Here is a 15986-nt window from a genome sequence, read left to right on the forward strand (position 1 = left end):
CTGTTCTGCCCCTTATTTTACGTTCTTCACTCCCCCAACCTAAAACTCACTTCAGTTGATTAGCGCGAATCCCGATTTTTCTGACGCAGTTTTTTGAGAGGCGCCAGACCTTCAGGCAGGCGCTCTTCCTGTACAGGTGCGGGTGCCGCCTGCTGTTTTTTCCGCTGACTCTGTTGGAGTGGGAGCTGGCTATGCTGGGGACCGGTTGAAGAAGTGGCTCGTGCCGTTCTAGTCTGAGGGGTAGTTCCTTCTCCACGAATCTCCGAGCGGCGACGTCGTTCAGAACTTTGTTCTTTCTGCCCGCGTTGAGGAGCGGTACGGGAGGAAACTGTACGCCGGCTATCGGCAGACCGCTCAGCGGCGCCGGCGGGTCGTCTACTTGTTGGTTGCGGACGTTGTTGCTGCGCACGCGAATGTGAACCGCGCGGAGCTGTTGAACGCGGTGCGGTATTTCGAGCACGCTGTTGTGATGCTCTCGATGATTGCCCCACGCCGATTCCTAGATTACGTAAGAAAACCATGATGTCCCAGCCCGCTTTATCACCCTGAGCTTGCAGAGCACGGTTCTCCCGCACCAGCATCTCATTGAGTGGGCGTCGTCGCTTCTCGTCCTTCATGTCAGTCTGCGGCGCAAAAGCATAGTTACCCTGCGTATCTGTAATCGTGAGTAACGGTGTTTGCCGGGCAAATGCAATGAGCACCCCAATAGCTACAAGCGAGGTAATCAGGGATGAACCGCCGTAGGAAATAAGAGGTAGAGGAATACCGATAACCGGCAAGAAACCGGTGACCATTGCAATATTGATCATTGCCTGACCCATGAGCCAGACCATGATTGCACCGGTCGTGAGAGCGATAAAGCGGTCGGCAGTGCGCATCATGATACGTACACAGCAAAAGACCAAACCGAGATAGAGCAAAATAATCATCAGCGTACCGATCAGCCCCAGTTCTTCTCCCACGATGGCAAAAATATAGTCGTTGTGAGCTTCGGGAAGGTAGTTATATTTCTGGCGTGACCGACCCAGCCCTACACCCCAGAAACCGCCCGTAGCTAATGCAGCGAGGCCGGCGTTGGACTGATCGCACGTCGCGCCCTCACAGTGCCCGAAAATGCCCAGGACGCGCGCCATGCGGTTGGGCGAAGAAAATACAGCAATTGCACCCGCAAGCACTGCAACGCCTAGCCCGGTGACCATCGCTCTATTACTGAAGCCCGCGAACCATAACAGTGCCAGTAGCATCAGCGCGTAGACCAGCACGGTGCCGACGTCGTGCCCCATCAAAATGAAGAGGATCAGAGGACCCAAGCCCAAGAGGAGAGGGAACAGTCCCTTCCGCGGGAAACGGGCTATATTCCCCTGGTGGATCAGCACCCAACTCCCCCACATGGCAAAAATGAGTTTGCTAAATTCTGAGGGCTGGACTTGAAAAGGACCGAGCACAATCCAGTTTCGGTTACCGTTTACATCTTTACCGATGATGACGGTCAGCAACTGCACCAAGATAGCTACAACCATCAGCGCATAGAGCACATTCTGACGGCGATACCAACGCACCGGCATAAACGCCATCACGCCCAAACCAATAAAACCTAGCAGAGCAAAAATTCCCTGACGCGACACCTGGCTAAAGGGCGAAAGTCCCATCGAAATCTGCTCCACGCTGGAGGCAGAAAGCACCATAATGATGCCAAAAAAAGTCATGCCGATAGCAATAAATAAAAGCAAGATGGGCACACCGCGCAGGGGCGAAATGCTGAGCCTGCGATACTGGCTCTCTCCGAACGCAACAACGTTTCGTTTCAATCGTGCGCCCCAAGATTGCGAAGAACCATTGTGCGGTTTTTTCCCTGGACGGGTAGGGCTGGCAATGCTCAAGCTAATGGTCCCCTTTAGTGTCTCGAATGCTCTTAGTTTCTGTTCTATCACACCAAACACAGGAGTCTTTCACCTCGGACGAGGTGAAAGACTCAAAGTGTGCTCTGAATATGAAATTTCTTTAGGAGTTGATCTCTTCAACGAGCTCTGTCACCGCGTGGATGAACGAATTACCGCGGTCGGCGTAGGACACGAACTGATCCATGGAAGCCGCTGCGGGCGCGAGGAGCACCGTATCATTTTGCTCTGAGAGCTCGTGAGCCTTAGCTACTGCCTTTTTCAAAACGAGCTTGCCGTCTGCCGAATCCTCAACCTGGTCAGTAATGGAGTAGACGGGCACCGACGGCGCTTCAGCCTCTAAAGCCTGGAGCAGGTTCTTGGTATCGGTGCCAATGACCAACACCGCCTTCAGCCGGTCTGCGTGTTCTTGCACGAGTTCGGTGTAGTCAACGCCCTTGGAGAGTCCACCGGCAATCCAAATGACCGGATTGAAAGAAGCCAGAGAGGCGTTGGTGGCGTGAGGATTAGTTGCCTTAGAATCGTTGACCCACAGCACGCCATGCGTATTAGCGACCAACTGAATACGGTGAGCGCCGGGTTCAAAAGTTTGTAAGCCTTTTTGCACATCTGCAGGGGAAATACCAGCAGCTCGCGCCAAAGCTGCAGCTGCCAGGGCATTCTCAACAGTGTGTTTGGTGGGCAGCGCACCGGTATCGCTAACCGCCGCCACCTCCAGTGCCTCTTTCTGGCGGTTCTCGGTGAATGCGCGATCGACCAGCAGGCCTTCCACCACACCCAGCATAGAAACGGCTGGAGTGTCCGCGTGGAAGCCGATGGCGCGGCATCCTTCTTGGACATCTGCCTCTTCTACCATCGAGATAATTTCAGGCTGGTTCGCGTTGAAAACGCACGCTACCTGAGTGTTCTCAAAGATACGTGCCTTATCAGCCAAATAGTTGGGGTAACCTTCGTGCCAGTCCACGTGATCTTCTGCAACATTGAGAACCACCGATGCCAAAGGCGCCATCGAATGAGTCCAGTGCAACTGGAAGCTGGAGAGTTCTACGGCAAAGTACTCGTACTCCACCGGATCACGGAGAGCATCGAGAATGGGCGTGCCCACGTTCCCCACGGCGATAGCTTTTTTACCGGCTGCTTGCAGAATAGATTCGGTCATTCCCACGGTGGTGGTTTTACCGTTAGTACCGGTGATGCACAACCACTGAGGGGTTGCACGACCTTCGCGGCGGTTCAAGCGCCAGGCGAGTTCGACGTCGCCCCAAATCTGAATTTTCTTTTCTACAGCATCTGCGAGCAAGCCCAGGGTCGGGCGGAGACCGGGGCTGGTTACTACCAATTCCGGATCATCGCCTTCAACCTGAGGTAGAGAATCCATAAAAGTGGCGCCCAGCAGGACGTCGGTGGCCCCGACAATCTTCAGCGTTTCAGCTTTTTGCTGGTTAGCTTCTGAATCGTTGCCGTCCACAACCACTACGCGCGCACCCAGTTCAATGAGCGTATCTGCAGCGGCGAAACCGGAGACGCCCAGACCCGCTACTACCACGCGCAGACCAGCCCAGGAAGCGTCCCAGCTCGTGAGCTCTTCCAAGCGCGGATTATTCCACAACGGGTTTTCGTTCGTAGCTTTCACCGGTTACTTCACTACTCCTCCGTGACTGAGCAACCAGTCACCATAGAAAATTCCGAGCGCAGCCATGGTAAAGAGTCCGGCAATAATCCAGAACCTAACCACCACAGTTACTTCTTTCCAGCCACCTAGTTCAAAGTGGTGCTGCAGCGGCGCCATGCGGAAGACTCGCTTGCCACCGGATAGCTTGAAGTAGCCCACCTGAATAATCACGCTCATTGCGATGATGACGAACAAACCAGCGATGATAATGAGCAACAATTCAGTGCGGGTCAAAATGGCAAATGCTGCGAGAGCACCGCCCAAACCGAGGGAACCCGTATCTCCCATGAAGATGGTCGCGGGCGAGGTATTCCACCAGAGGAAGCCAATCAGAGCACCAATTAGCGCCGCCGCAAGCATCGCCATCTGCGAAGGATCACGCACTTCATAACAGACGGCATCGGTAGAACCAGGAGCGCACAGATGCTTGGTCTGCCACATAGAAATCAGCATGTACCCGGAGAACACCATAATGGCGGCGCCGGTTGCTAGACCGTCCAAACCATCGGTGAGGTTCACCGCGTTTGTGGTTGCCGTAGCAATGAGATTCGTCCAAATCACGAACAAGATAAAACCGATAATCGGTCCAAAGAAAGCAAAATCTATCGCCGTATCTCGCGTAAAGGAAATATGAGAGGACGCCGGCGTCCAACCATGGTGGTTAGGTAACAACAACGCCAGAACGGCAAAAATGGTGCCCACAGCTCCCTGCAGAAGAATTTTTCCGCGCGGGGTAAGTCCCTCGGACTGTTTCTTAGAGATTTTCTTATAGTCATCGATAAAGCCAACACCGGCCATACCCAACGTTAAAAAGAGCGCCAGCATGATAGACGCCGAAGGCACCCAGGTGGTGTCGAAGAAAAGGGCCGTCACCCATAAGGAGAGGAAAAAGCCCAATACCGTGGCACCCATAATCATCACGCCACCCATCGTGGGCGTCCCACGTTTGGTTTGGTGGGACGTGGGGCCATCTTCACGAATGAACTGACCGTAGTGCTGCTTCACCAGGTACTTTGTGAACATCGGAGTGCCCACAATTGAAATTATCAGGCCAAAGGCAGCCGCTAGCAAAATGGGAATCATGCGTGGAAATTAGCCTTCCCGGGTCGTATCGTTATCGTGTGCATCGGACATATCGCATGCGTCGGTGTTTGAGTCTACCGCGCCAATCTGGTCGCCGGCGCTGAGCCACTGGGTATTTCTGCCAGAACTCTCGCGGTTCATCAGTTGCTCGGCGGTCGAAACAGCCTCACCTAGCATACCTAAGCCTGCACCGTTTGATGATTTGAACAGGACGATATCGCCAGGTTCCAGCTCACTTTTGAGAAGTTCTAAAGCTTCATCGGTAGACTTTACCCAGGTTGCCTCATTGCCCCAGGAGCCTTCGAGATGGGCCGCATTATAGATGGGTTTGGCGGTTTCCCCCACGGCAATGAGTTTAGAGATATTCATGCGCACGGCAAGCTGCCCTAAGCGGTCATGTTCTTCCACCGAGACATCGCCGAGCTCAAGCATGGCACCCAGTACAGCCCAGGTTCGCCGTCCAGATGCGCGACCCAGCTGAGCCAATGAACGCAAAGCTGCTGCCATAGATTCGGGGTTGGCGTTGTAGGCATCGTTGATGACTGTAATGCCGTCGGCTCGGTCAATTCGTTGCATGCGCCAGCGGGATACGGCGCCTGAGGTATTCAATTTGTCAGCAATAACCTCGGGGGCAATTCCTGCCTGAAATGCGGCAGATGCTGCTGCTAGGAGGTTGTAAACGTGGTGCTCACCGATGAGCTGGGACTTCACATCGAAGGATTCACCGGTAGGAAAATGGATAGTGAATTCTGGGCAGCCGGTTTCCCCTGTGACCAGGTTTTCCGCATAAACGCGTTCTTGTTCTCCACCGTCGTGGTTTTTTGTGCCCACACCAAAGTACAGAGTGGGGACCGCTGCACGAGAAATCATGCGGCGGACGCGGAAGTCGTCATCGTTGAGCGCCAGGCTGACAGTGGAGCCTTCAGCCAATTCACCCTTGGTCTTCTCGATGTTTTCTACACCGCCGAATTCACCGGCGTGGGCGGTGCCTACTTTAAGGATGACGCCGTGATCGGGCTGGACAATATTCGCTAGGTATTCGATGTTCCCCACGTGATCGGCGCCCATTTCGCTGACCAAATAGCGAGTATTTTCATCGGCTCGGAAGATGGTGAGAGGTACTCCGACTTCACCGTTGTAGGACCCCACAGGAGCCACGGTGGAGCCTGCCGTTTCAAAGATGCCTGCGAGGAGGTCTTTAGTGGTGGTTTTACCAGCAGAGCCGGTAATACCGACTACGGTCAGCTCACCCTGGGCTCGCATCTTTTCCAGGCAGTATTTCGCCAAGCGCCCCATTGCTAGAACGATATCGTCAACCTGCACTTGGGCAAAAAGGTTGCCAGCGGCGTCGGAAATAGGGCGCTCTACCAGCGCTAGGGTTGCTCCGGATTCGAAAGCTGCGGGCACAAAGAGGTGGCCGTCCGTGGTTTCTCCCGGCTTGGCTAGAAAGAGCGTGTTTTGGTTAACTTCACGAGAATCAGTGGTGGCGAAGGTGCATTCCACAGAATCTGCTTGCTCAGAGGAAAGGCCAAAAAGCTCGCCTTCTGTTGCCTGAGCTACTTCGCGGGCGGTTAGTAATATCATCTCTTATGCCTCATCAACCATTGCTTGATATGCGGGAAGTACTGAATATCCCTGAGCTTGCAGTGAACGTGCAACTTCTACGCGATCATCGAGTTCTAAATCGACTCCGGCGACTTCTTGAGCTACTTCGTGCCCGCGCCCTGCCACCAAAATTGAATCGTGTGGGCCGGCAAGTTCAATAGCTCGTGCAATTGCCTGTGATCGCGGTTCGATATTGAGAATCTGTTGAACGCGAGCACCGTCTTGGTTTGCTTTTTGCACACCCGCTTCGACTTCAGCTCGAATGGGTTCGGGGGCTTCGTCGTGGGGATCGTCGTCGGTAACAATCACGATATCGGCGTTGCGGCCTGCAATTTCGCCCATGATGGGACGCTTAGTCTGATCGCGCTCCCCGGTGGCGCCAAAGACTACTATCACTTTGCCGTCTTCTTCTGCCGGGTCAAGCGCCTCTAGTGCCCGCTGAAGAGCATCGGGATTGTGGGCGAAATCTACGATAGCGGTAGGTTCGGTAGAAATGAGTTGCATGCGACCGGGAACAACGGGGGTGAGAGTTTCTGTCTCCGCGAGTTGAGCTTCTAAGGCATTGGAATCAATGCCTGCTTCATAGACCATGACCGCAGCTAGTGCCGCGTTGGAGACGTTGAAATCTGCCGGTAGCTGCGTGGAAGATTTAAGGCGGACGCCGTCGCCGCGTACCACTTCAAAGGAGTGCCCGATACCCTGCCGACGTACGGCAGTAAGAGCCCAGTCAAAAGTTTCAAGTTCGGGCAAAGATTCATAACCGTTCCCGTGTGCAGTAAAGAGACGAACAACGTTTTCCCGGCCCAGAGCGTCGATAGCTTTCTGCGCCATCGACTCGCCCCACTGATCATCAGCAGTAATAACTGCGCGGGATGTGCGGTCTGGAGTAAATAATTGCGCCTTAGAATCGCAGTAGTTCTCCATGGTGCCGTGCAAATCCAGGTGATCTTGGGTGAGGTTCGTAAAGCCTGCGACGTCATACTTCACGCCGTCGACTCGCCTGTAGTCAAGAGCGTGGGAGGAGACCTCCATAGCCATTGAGGTAATCCCCTGCTCGCGCATGAGGGAAATCAGCGAGTGCACATGCGTTGACTCCGGAGTGGTGAGTTTCGAGGGTATGGATGCCCCGCCCGCAAGAATTTCGATGGTTCCAATCAACCCGGTGGTATGCCCCAGGTGCTGCATGATGGAATTGACCATATAAGTAGTGGTGGTCTTACCGTTAGTACCGGTCACTGCAAAGAGAGTAGGTGCAGACCCGTCTGCAGGCTGTGAACCGTAAATTTCTGCAGAGAGAGGACCGACGACGCCGCGCAGGTTCTCCGTGCGCAACAGCCCTATCTGCGAGCTGGTATCTTTGCACAGTTCTAACCCTGCTCGATTGGTCAGGATAGCAGCGGCACCTGCCTCGACCGCGGTTTTTGCAAAGGAAGCGCCGTGAACTTTTGCACCGGGCAATGCCACGTAGAGATCCCCGGGCTGGATTTCGCGTGAATCCATGGCGATACCTAGGATAGGGGCGTTTTCTTCCGAGAGGAGTTCGACGTCAAATCCGCGGTCGTTTAACCAGGTAAAAATCTCTTGAGCGGTGTGTTCCTTCACCGTCGCAGGCCGGAGAGTCTGCGCTGTTCCTGCGAGTGCGGAATCGTTATTGCTCATCGGGTTCTGTGCTTTCATGATTTATTGATTCTATCGTCTGAGACGCCCATTGGAGGTGAGGCGGTCACAGCCTCGCTGTATCTTCCGCTGAAATTCCTTATCCCTTTTCGTCGTGTCCGTCGGGGAATTTAGGAATTTCAACAGGTTCGGTAGTGGAATAGGGAACCTTGTAGGTGTGCAAGACTTTCTCCATGATTTGTGAGAACTGGTCGGCGCCGCCTGCAAGACCTACATTGGATGCATTGGATTGGGGACGCTGAATAGTCACAGAGACCACGAACTGGGGATTTTCTATGGGCGCCACGCCAAAGAATGAGGTGGTGTAGCCGTCGTAACCCGCTTGCGTTTCGCTCGGTGCCTGCGCAGTACCCGTTTTGCCGCCGGTACGGTAGCCGGTGATTTGCGCGCCCTTGGCGTTCTGAACCACCACGTTTTCCATGAGCGAGAGGGTTTCACGGGCTGTTTCCTCAGAAATAATCCGCCTACCTTCTTCGACAGGAATGGGGTGTTCGGTGCCGTCGGAATCTATAACAGCTTCTACAATGCGCGGTTTCTGATAAATGCCCAGGTTGCCCACGGTTTGGAAGACCAGGGAGGTCTGTAGCGGAGTTTGTGCCACACCCTGACCGAAGAGAACGGTGTACTGCTGGCGTATATCCCAGTCGGTGTAGTTAGGAACAAGCCCCTGGCTTTCACCAGTAAGTTCGATGCCAGTCAGCTCCCCCATGCCGTACTTTTTCAGCCAGTTATAGCGCTGCTCTTTACTGAGTTTTTTGCCGGCGAGTACGGTACCGGTGTTCATTGAATCGGTGATGATACCGGAGAACGTACGTTTCTGGGCGGGGTGGGTGAACGCATCGTTGATAGTTTGACCCTCGATTTGGAGTTCGGCGGGTACATCAAAGACCGTGGTGGGCGTGACATCGGTGTCCTCCAAAACGGCGGTGGACGTCAAGATTTTTTCGGTAGAACCCGGTTCAACCGCCTGGCTGATGGAGCGGGGCGTCATATCTTCGAGTTCAAATTTCTCCGAACCGGGATCCATCGTCTTAGAGTCTCCCAGCGCGATGATCGAGCCGTCGTCGACCTTCATCACGACGACGGTGCCCCACTGTGCCTTCAATTCTTTGACGCGTCGTGCGATAACTTCCTGGGCAAAATATTGGATGTCCTGATTGATGGTAAGACGAACATTCTGCCCATCTTGAGCTTTCTTAGTCTGTTCGTCGCCCACGGGAATACGAATGCCGTCAGCAGAGATTTCAAAGATTCTTTCACCGTCTGTACCGCGCAGAGCTTCGTCATAGACCCGCTCGATACCGGTGGAATTGTTGGTGGTCTGAGTCTTATCGGATCCTTCAACCGCAGCTTCAATCATGCTGAATCTGCCGACTACCGAACCGCCTACAGAACCGTTGGGGTACATGCGTTCGGATTTAACTTCACCGTAGAGGAAAGTAGCCCCCAGATCCATTACTTTGGTGTAGACCTCAGGGGTCACGTTTTCTTTAATAACCTTGTATTTGCTAGTGCCGTCGAGGGCAGATTTGACCTCAGAATCTTTCATGTCCAAGATATCTGCCAGCTGATACACCAGTTGCGTGGGGGTAACCTCTTCTTTGTCCTGCGACTGGTTGTTCTTGAAACGCTGAAAAGTGGTGACCGCGCTTTGATCTACGGTGATGTTGTAACGCTGGACTGACCTGGCCAAAACCTTATTGTTCGTATCTAAAATTTGGCCACGCAGGGCAGGAATAATCTGAGTTCTGGTGCGAGACTCTTTGGCTTGCTCAGCGATACCGCGAGGGTCAAACCCCTGAAGATAAAGTAACCGGGTGCTCAGAATGCCGAGGCCACCCACCGCAGCTGCACTGGCAAGAAAACCACGCCGCCCAATACCGCGCGGGTCGCCTGGATTGACTCCGTTAGAGTTCTGAGGTGCCACCGGTTTCCTTTCTATAAAGAACCATTCCCACTGTAGTTGATAATAAGGATGCCCGGAAAATGAGAATTCCGGGCATCCAGGCTAGAGCTTGCTCCACGCTGATGCGTTAGTGACCGCTAGAGGAAGGCGAAGGAGACGCTGAAGCAGATTTCTTGGCCTCTTCAGCTTTTCTTGTTTCTTCGGCTTTCTTCTCTTCTTCAGCCTTAGCCTTAGCGGCCTCCTCGTCCTTCTTCTTTTGCTCCTCAGCGCGCTGGCTTGCCGTTGCATATGCCTGCGTGTCGTAGAGAGCGGGTGGATCGATGAGGTTTTCGGTCTTCGACTGATTGTCTTCAGCCAAGGGAGCGGCAGGTACCGGCGTTCCGGTGATTTCCCCGGTTTGCAGGTTGATAGTTGCCTGTGCTTGCGTAGCAATGAGTCCCAGCTGTGAAGCTCGCACCGCTAAATCCTGGGGCGCTTGGTAGTAGGCAATCTCTTGGGAGAGAGCCTCATTTTGCTGACTCAGTGAAAGCTCCTGGGTTCGCAAATCCACCAGGTCGTATTGGCGCGATGCGGTGAGGATGTTCGTGAGCAGAATCAACATCAGGGTCAACGGGATGGATGCGATGACAAAAATCAGCATGGTCCAGCGGGTGCGCGGAGTAGCATCGGGCACCAAAGCCTTTTGCGAGCGCGAAGATTTCTCCGGCACGCGCCGGTCGTCGCCACGAGGCACGACGCTCAGGTGGCGTCGTTTGACCTCCCGCTCGTTGCCGGGGAACTGTGGTTCGGCGCTCATGATGCAACCTTCGTCATTTTGATTTTTTCAGCGGCACGTAGTTTGGCACTGGCGGCTCGAGAGTTTTCTTCAATCTCGGTTTCAGTGGGTGGTTCTGCTCCGCGGGTAATGATTTTGAGCTCAGGTTTATGTTCCTCTAGCTCTACAGGGAATCCCTTGGGCGCGCTAGATCGAGCTTTTTCGGCAATGGCCTGTTTGACTATCTTGTCTTCCAGGCTGTGATAACTCATAGCAACCAGGCGACCGCCCAGATTCAGGGCATTGATGGCTGCGGGAACGGCGCGTTCTAAGGCCTCTAGTTCGTGGTTGACTTCAATACGCAAGGCTTGGAAGGTGCGCTTGGCTGGATGTCCGCCCTTACGCTGGGCGCCAACTGGTACCACATTTTGGATGACGGCAACCAGCTCGCCTGTGGTTTTCAGCGGCTGGTTGGCTCGTGCCTCTACGATTCCTCGTGCAATGCGGGAAGCAAACTTTTCTTCACCGTAGGTTCGGATGATGCGGCGTAACTGGTGTTCTTCGTATTCGTTGACAACAACCGCTGCGGTAAGTTCTTCGGTCGAATCCATGCGCATATCGAGCGGCGCGTCATAGGAGTATGCGAAACCGCGTTCACGTTCGTCTAGTTGCATGGAGGATACGCCCAAATCCATCAGGATGCCGTCGACTCCCTGAAGTTGGCGGTCGAGTAAGATCTGTTCAATCTTGTCATAGACAGCATGGACAGGTTTGAATCTATCGCCAAAGCGCTGTAGGCGTTCTCCTGCCATGCGGTGTGCCATGAGGTCTCGGTCAATTCCGATGACGGTGAGGTGAGGAAAACGTTCCAGCATGGCTTCCGAGTGTCCGCCCATACCAAGGGTCGCATCAATGACCACGGGGTTCTCGCGGTCAAAGGCAGGGGCAAGCAATTCAAGGCAACGCTCTAGCATGACGGGCATGTGACGTTCTTCTGCGCGCTTACCCGAAACACCTGGGATGTTGGCGTTTTCGGTCACTGGGGCTCCTCTGGCTTTTGGTCAGCTGGTGCGATATTTGGTGGCTTGCGCCGGGTGATTAAAGAAGTCCGGGGATTACTTCTTCATCGGTTTGGGAAAATTGCTGTTCTTGCTCTTCAAGGTAGGAATTCCACACGGCTGAATCCCATATCTCAGCCCGTGCACCTGCACCAATCACAGTCAAATCTTTTCCCAGTCCCGCATAGTCCCTCAATGCTTGAGGAATAGTTACACGACCCTGTTTATCAGGTTGCTCGTCGGAGGCTCCTGAAAGAAACACGCGGATGTAGTCTCTGGCTTGCTTCGAAGAAAGCGGCGCTGAACGCATTTGTTCATAGACTCGCTGAAATTCCTGGGCGGAAAAGACGTAGAGGCAACGCTCCTGCCCCCGGGTAAGCACTAGACCCGCAGACAGTTCCTCGCGGAACTTTGCCGGGAGGATGACTCGGCCTTTTTCGTCCAGTCGAGGTGTGTATGTTCCAAGGAACATGGACCACACCTCATTTCTCTTCTTCTTGCGTGCAGAGCACCAAAACTACATGTTTGTTGTTCTACTTTCCTCCACTTTACTCCACAATGAACCACATTCAATCAAAAGACGCTCCACCCTGCGAATTTTCAGGGTTTTCTGCGGAAAATTTTTTGGGTGAAAGAGCTTATGGGAGTTCGAATGCGCCACGATTCTTCGCCGAACGTCATCAACGGGGTGGGAAGTGGAGGGAAAAGTTATTAAAGAAAAAGAGCAAGAATCTTTCTCAAGATTCTTGCTCTGCTCCATCGAAGCAATGCGGTTAGAAGGAGCCACCCTGGCGGTTATCCCAACGCTGTTCCAGGTTCTTCATAAAGGTGCTGGATTCACGACGTCGGGGCGCAGCTGTTGAAGCGCCGGCGGTTCGTTCTGCGCTCTTGGCACCTCTGTCAGAGGTAGATGCCCAATAGACTCCGCCTGCCGCCACTAAGAAACCAAGCACTCCCAGCAAAATAATTTTAGTAGATACTCCCCAAATAATGAGACCCAGTCCCACAAGTACGGCAACAACACCCAATACAATCTTTCGTACCGAAAGCTGAGTAGCTTGGGTAGACTCAGACGTTTCAGCGCTGATTGAGCTCACAAAATCCGGATCATTCTCCCGCAACTCACGCTCAAGTTGGTCAAACAGTTGCTGTTCATGATCCGAAAGAGCCATGATTTCTCCTTGAGTGGTGCGGTTAGTAATCCAATAGGAAGTGTTCTCAATATTACAGATATTGCGGGGTGCACGCTATGAATCACCCTGAGTGTTTTTTTAGCAGAGTTGCAGGGAGCAGTCCGTGGGAGCCGAATTTACTGTGTATCTGGTCCATAGCACTTTCCACCGAGTACCAGTCTGGAGCCCCCTGCTCACGCACCGCCGTCATATCTTCGGCAAAGAGAGATTCTTGAAAACCAGAGGAACGAGTCTGTAACCGTTCAGCTCGCACACCCAATAATCGGATGGCGCGAGGGGCAATGAACGCGCCGTCGTTCTGCTTCTCCAAGATGCCCAATTCCAATAGCCGCTTGATCACCGCTCGGTAAATTTTCTGCCCCGAATCGGTGGGGCTGGTGAGCATACATGAGCGAGTAATGGTTTCAAATCCTTCAAAACGTATCTTGAGACTCAGATTCTGGGCATATTTATCTGCCGAACGCAGACGCCGGGCTACTCCCATCGCTAAGGAAAAGAGCTCTTGGGTTATTTGTGTGCCTTCATGGGTGTCTTTAAGAAAAGTATGTTCTGCGCCCATGGACTTTTCTTCGCGCTCGGTAACTACCGCGCGGTCGTCCTTCCCTCTGCAAATTGCAAAGAGATGCGCCCCTAAAGACTGCCCAAATTTTTGTTGCAAAAAAGGAAGAGTGCATCCCCGCAGCTGTTGGACCGTGTGGATGCCCATGGACTCAATATTCTGCGCTGTTTTCGGCCCTATCCCCCACAATTTCCCCACCGGCAATGGATCAAGAAACTCCTGCACTCTATAAGGAGGGATAACCCACAGCCCATTAGGCTTACTGCCTGAGGATGCCATCTTGGCAATAAACTTATTGGCAGCAATACCTGCCGAGCAGGGAAGGTTAAGTTCATCACGGATACGCTCCCGAACCCGCTGGGCAGTCTGCACAGGATCTCCCAGCCGCTTTAGCGTTGGCGTCAAATCAACAAAAGCCTCATCGACGCTGACCTGCTCCACCCGGTCAGTGACCTCATGCAAAATCTTCATCACTTTCGCCGAGTATTCCCGATACGGCTGTGAAGGTTCCACAACAATCGCAGTCGGGCACGCACGCTTGGCCTGCACTAACGGCATTGCCGATCGCACTCCATAAACCCGTGCTTCATAAGAAGCAGACAAAACCACCGAACGCTCAGACTCCCGCGCCACAATAATCTGTTTGCCGCGCAGTTCAGGGCGCTGTAGAAGTTCAACGTTGACAAAGAAAGCATCCATATCCAGATGCATAATGACCCGACCAGACATTCGTTCCACAGCACCCCCTCAATTCGAATACATATTCGATTCTAGTCCGCAATGGTCTGTAACGCTACCCCGTCAGAATCCCTCAATAGTCAAAACATTTACTCTGACCTAAGCTGGAAAGAGATTCTCCCAACCGAAAGGGCAGCCCATGGGCACCGCGCAACAATTTCAGAGCGTCGCCGCCGAAGAAAAGGCATACCTCGCAGCTCTCGAAGAAGAACTGAGCTACTTCTTCGCCCAGCAAAAAACTATCCTTGAGAGCATCTCCCCCGAATCATTGCCCCTGCTCGAATCTATCCAACAGCTCTCCACCGGCGGCAAACGACTCCGAGCTCTCCTTGCCTACTGGGGTAACCGTAGCGCAGGAGGAGACGCAAACTCCCCCGAAATCATCCGCTGCGGTGCCGCTATCGAACTTTTCCAATCGGCAGCGCTCATCCACGACGACATCATCGACCGCTCCGACACTCGACGTGGCGCACCCGCCGTCCACCGCCGGTTCCAAGCTCAGCACACCCAGCAAAACTGGCGAACCGACAGCGAAACCTTCGGCATCTCCAGTGCTATTATCACCGGCGACCTCTGCCTCTCCTGGTCAGAACAAATGTTTAACACCATTGGAGAAAAAGCCCAAGGACTCTCCCAAGGAAGAGCAATCTTCGACCTCATGCGCACCGAAGTTATGGCAGGTCAATATCTCGACATTCTCGGCGAAGTAGTCAACACCGAAAAAAACAGCGCCGCCATCACGCGCAGCCGCAATGTACTGCGCTTCAAATCTGCAAAGTACTCCTGCGAACACCCCCTCGTGCTGGGCGCAGCCCTGGCGCTTTCCGCCCGCGTGGACGAACCCGCACCACTCCTTCAAAACCTCAGCCAATTCGGGCTCCCCCTCGGCGAAGCTTTCCAAATGCGCGACGACGTCCTGGGCGTCTTCGGCGAAAGCGCCATCACAGGAAAACCCACAGGGGATGACCTCCGCGAAGGCAAGCGCACCCTCCTGATTGCCCTCACCCAGCAAAAAGCAGAACCCGCGCTCTGGGAAAAACTCGATTCTGCCCTCGGCAACCAAGACCTCACAGAGACCGACATCGTAGAGCTCCAAAACATCATTATCGACTGCGGAGCACTAGCCAGCTTAGAAGCAGAAATAGAGAAAATCGGTCAGCACGTGATTTCATCGCTTGAGGCAATGCCGATTGAAGAAACGCCTCGGCTGGCTCTAGAAAATATTGTGGCTCGGCTGCTTCACCGCGCGTCCTAATTTTTCACTAAAAAGCGTGCGTGTGATCCATCCATTAGATGAATCACACGCACGCTTTTATAAAATACTGAGCGGTTACCGAGTGAGGTACTACCAGGCAAGCGCAGAGGCACGACGGCGAATTTCGGTCTTGCGGCCATCGATGAGTGCATCGATGGGGCGGCCCGGCAACGATTCGTCATCGGTAAAGAGCCACTCGATTGCTTCTTCATCGGTAAATCCAGCATCGCCCAAAACCACTAAGGTACCCTTGAGCGGTTCCAACGGGCGGTCTCCGCGTACGAAAAGGGCAGGAACCTTCCGCACCCCGGTTTCAGGATCACGCAGAGCAAGCAGAGCCCGCTCGGAAATCAAAGTGTGTACCCGAGTTACTTTGAGGTCAAATGCCTCAGCAAGGTCGGGGATGGTGAGCCATTCGCCCACGAGGTCAAAAATCTGTGCAGTTGAGTTTTCTTCAGTCACATCTATGAGTCTGCCAGAAATCCCCAGTGTTTGACGAGTTTTAGCTGCAAATTCTTTCACCGCTTGCCTTACACCTCCCAGGCCTCTGGCTCAGTACACGAACTTTCCAGCTTTTTCCCCTACTAT

Annotated in this window: 13 protein-coding genes; 1 reads left to right on the forward strand and 12 read right to left on the reverse strand. The window is 53.5% G+C overall.

What is annotated here, in order from left to right; all coding sequences use genetic code 11:
• Positions 1 to 59 precede the first annotated feature (59 nt).
• The 11 genes from IDM48_RS07235 to dinB all read right to left on the reverse strand — a co-directional run bounded on the left by IDM48_RS07235 (position 60) and on the right by dinB (position 14134).
• Positions 60 to 1880 carry a peptidoglycan glycosyltransferase FtsW gene (locus IDM48_RS07235; protein ID WP_190616724.1) on the reverse strand — a complete coding sequence of 607 codons (1821 nt, stop codon included), beginning with the start codon at positions 1878 to 1880 and terminating at the stop codon, positions 60 to 62.
• A gap of 121 nt (positions 1881 to 2001) precedes the next feature.
• Positions 2002 to 3531, reverse strand: a complete 1530-nt coding sequence (murD, locus tag IDM48_RS07240; protein ID WP_190616726.1) for a UDP-N-acetylmuramoyl-L-alanine--D-glutamate ligase — start codon at positions 3529 to 3531, stop codon at positions 2002 to 2004.
• A 3-nt stretch (positions 3532 to 3534) separates the two neighbouring features.
• Positions 3535 to 4653 (reverse strand): phospho-N-acetylmuramoyl-pentapeptide-transferase, encoded by a 1119-nt coding sequence (mraY, locus tag IDM48_RS07245; protein ID WP_068168666.1) that lies wholly within the window; start codon positions 4651 to 4653, stop codon positions 3535 to 3537.
• Positions 4654 to 4662: 9 nt separating this feature from the next.
• A complete protein-coding gene (locus IDM48_RS07250) occupies positions 4663 to 6237 on the reverse strand; it encodes a UDP-N-acetylmuramoyl-tripeptide--D-alanyl-D-alanine ligase (RefSeq protein ID WP_151146792.1) in 1575 nt (524 codons plus the stop codon).
• A gap of 3 nt (positions 6238 to 6240) precedes the next feature.
• Entirely contained in the window at positions 6241 to 7935 is a 1695-nt protein-coding gene (locus IDM48_RS07255; RefSeq protein WP_190616728.1) for a UDP-N-acetylmuramoyl-L-alanyl-D-glutamate--2,6-diaminopimelate ligase, read from the reverse strand.
• A 79-nt stretch (positions 7936 to 8014) separates the two neighbouring features.
• Complete coding sequence (locus IDM48_RS07260; RefSeq protein ID WP_190616730.1) at positions 8015 to 9862, reverse strand: peptidoglycan D,D-transpeptidase FtsI family protein; 1848 nt, start codon at positions 9860 to 9862, stop codon at positions 8015 to 8017.
• Between the two features lie 106 nt (positions 9863 to 9968).
• Positions 9969 to 10637 carry a cell division protein FtsL gene (ftsL, locus tag IDM48_RS07265; protein WP_068168676.1) on the reverse strand — a complete coding sequence of 223 codons (669 nt, stop codon included), beginning with the start codon at positions 10635 to 10637 and terminating at the stop codon, positions 9969 to 9971.
• On the reverse strand, positions 10634 to 11578 hold the full coding sequence (gene rsmH, locus IDM48_RS07270; protein ID WP_190618691.1) for a 16S rRNA (cytosine(1402)-N(4))-methyltransferase RsmH: 945 nt from the start codon (positions 11576 to 11578) through the stop codon (positions 10634 to 10636). The genes ftsL and rsmH overlap by 4 nt, the downstream gene beginning before the upstream one ends.
• 115 nt (positions 11579 to 11693) lie before the next feature.
• The gene (gene mraZ, locus IDM48_RS07275; protein ID WP_068168681.1) at positions 11694 to 12125 is read right to left on the reverse strand and encodes a division/cell wall cluster transcriptional repressor MraZ; all 432 of its coding nucleotides are present in this window, start codon (positions 12123 to 12125) and stop codon (positions 11694 to 11696) included.
• Positions 12126 to 12426: 301 nt separating this feature from the next.
• Complete coding sequence (locus IDM48_RS07280) at positions 12427 to 12825, reverse strand: DUF3040 domain-containing protein (RefSeq protein ID WP_068168684.1); 399 nt, start codon at positions 12823 to 12825, stop codon at positions 12427 to 12429.
• Positions 12826 to 12907: 82 nt separating this feature from the next.
• Positions 12908 to 14134, reverse strand: a complete 1227-nt coding sequence (dinB, locus tag IDM48_RS07285) for a DNA polymerase IV (RefSeq protein ID WP_190618701.1) — start codon at positions 14132 to 14134, stop codon at positions 12908 to 12910.
• Between the two features lie 148 nt (positions 14135 to 14282).
• Between dinB and IDM48_RS07290 the strand changes: the two genes are divergently transcribed.
• Complete coding sequence (locus IDM48_RS07290) at positions 14283 to 15398, forward strand: polyprenyl synthetase family protein (protein WP_145174275.1); 1116 nt, start codon at positions 14283 to 14285, stop codon at positions 15396 to 15398.
• Between the two features lie 90 nt (positions 15399 to 15488).
• Here the strand turns inward: IDM48_RS07290 and IDM48_RS07295 are convergent, their stop codons facing one another.
• The gene (locus IDM48_RS07295; RefSeq protein ID WP_068168722.1) at positions 15489 to 15860 is read right to left on the reverse strand and encodes an Rv2175c family DNA-binding protein; all 372 of its coding nucleotides are present in this window, start codon (positions 15858 to 15860) and stop codon (positions 15489 to 15491) included.
• Positions 15861 to 15986 lie beyond the last annotated feature (126 nt).

The organism is Rothia amarae (genome assembly GCF_014705945.2).
GTDB classification, from domain to species: domain Bacteria; phylum Actinomycetota; class Actinomycetes; order Actinomycetales; family Micrococcaceae; genus Rothia; species Rothia amarae.

Bases quoted from the DNA above. Each gene is read 5' to 3' on its own strand.
- mraY (WP_068168666.1), bottom strand. From the start codon at position 4,653: ATGATTCCCATTTTGCTAGCGGCTGCCTTTGGCCTGATAATTTCAATT.
- IDM48_RS07250 (WP_151146792.1), bottom strand. From the start codon at position 6,237: ATGATATTACTAACCGCCCGCGAAGTAGCTCAGGCAACAGAAGGCGAG.
- IDM48_RS07255 (WP_190616728.1), bottom strand. From the start codon at position 7,935: ATGAAAGCACAGAACCCGATGAGCAATAACGATTCCGCACTCGCAGGA.
- ftsL (WP_068168676.1), bottom strand. From the start codon at position 10,637: ATGAGCGCCGAACCACAGTTCCCCGGCAACGAGCGGGAGGTCAAACGA.
- rsmH (WP_190618691.1), bottom strand. From the start codon at position 11,578: ATGCCCGTCATGCTAGAGCGTTGCCTTGAATTGCTTGCCCCTGCCTTT.
- mraZ (WP_068168681.1), bottom strand. From the start codon at position 12,125: ATGTTCCTTGGAACATACACACCTCGACTGGACGAAAAAGGCCGAGTC.
- IDM48_RS07280 (WP_068168684.1), bottom strand. From the start codon at position 12,825: ATGGCTCTTTCGGATCATGAACAGCAACTGTTTGACCAACTTGAGCGT.
- dinB (WP_190618701.1), bottom strand. From the start codon at position 14,134: ATGTCTGGTCGGGTCATTATGCATCTGGATATGGATGCTTTCTTTGTC.
- IDM48_RS07290 (WP_145174275.1), top strand. From the start codon at position 14,283: ATGGGCACCGCGCAACAATTTCAGAGCGTCGCCGCCGAAGAAAAGGCA.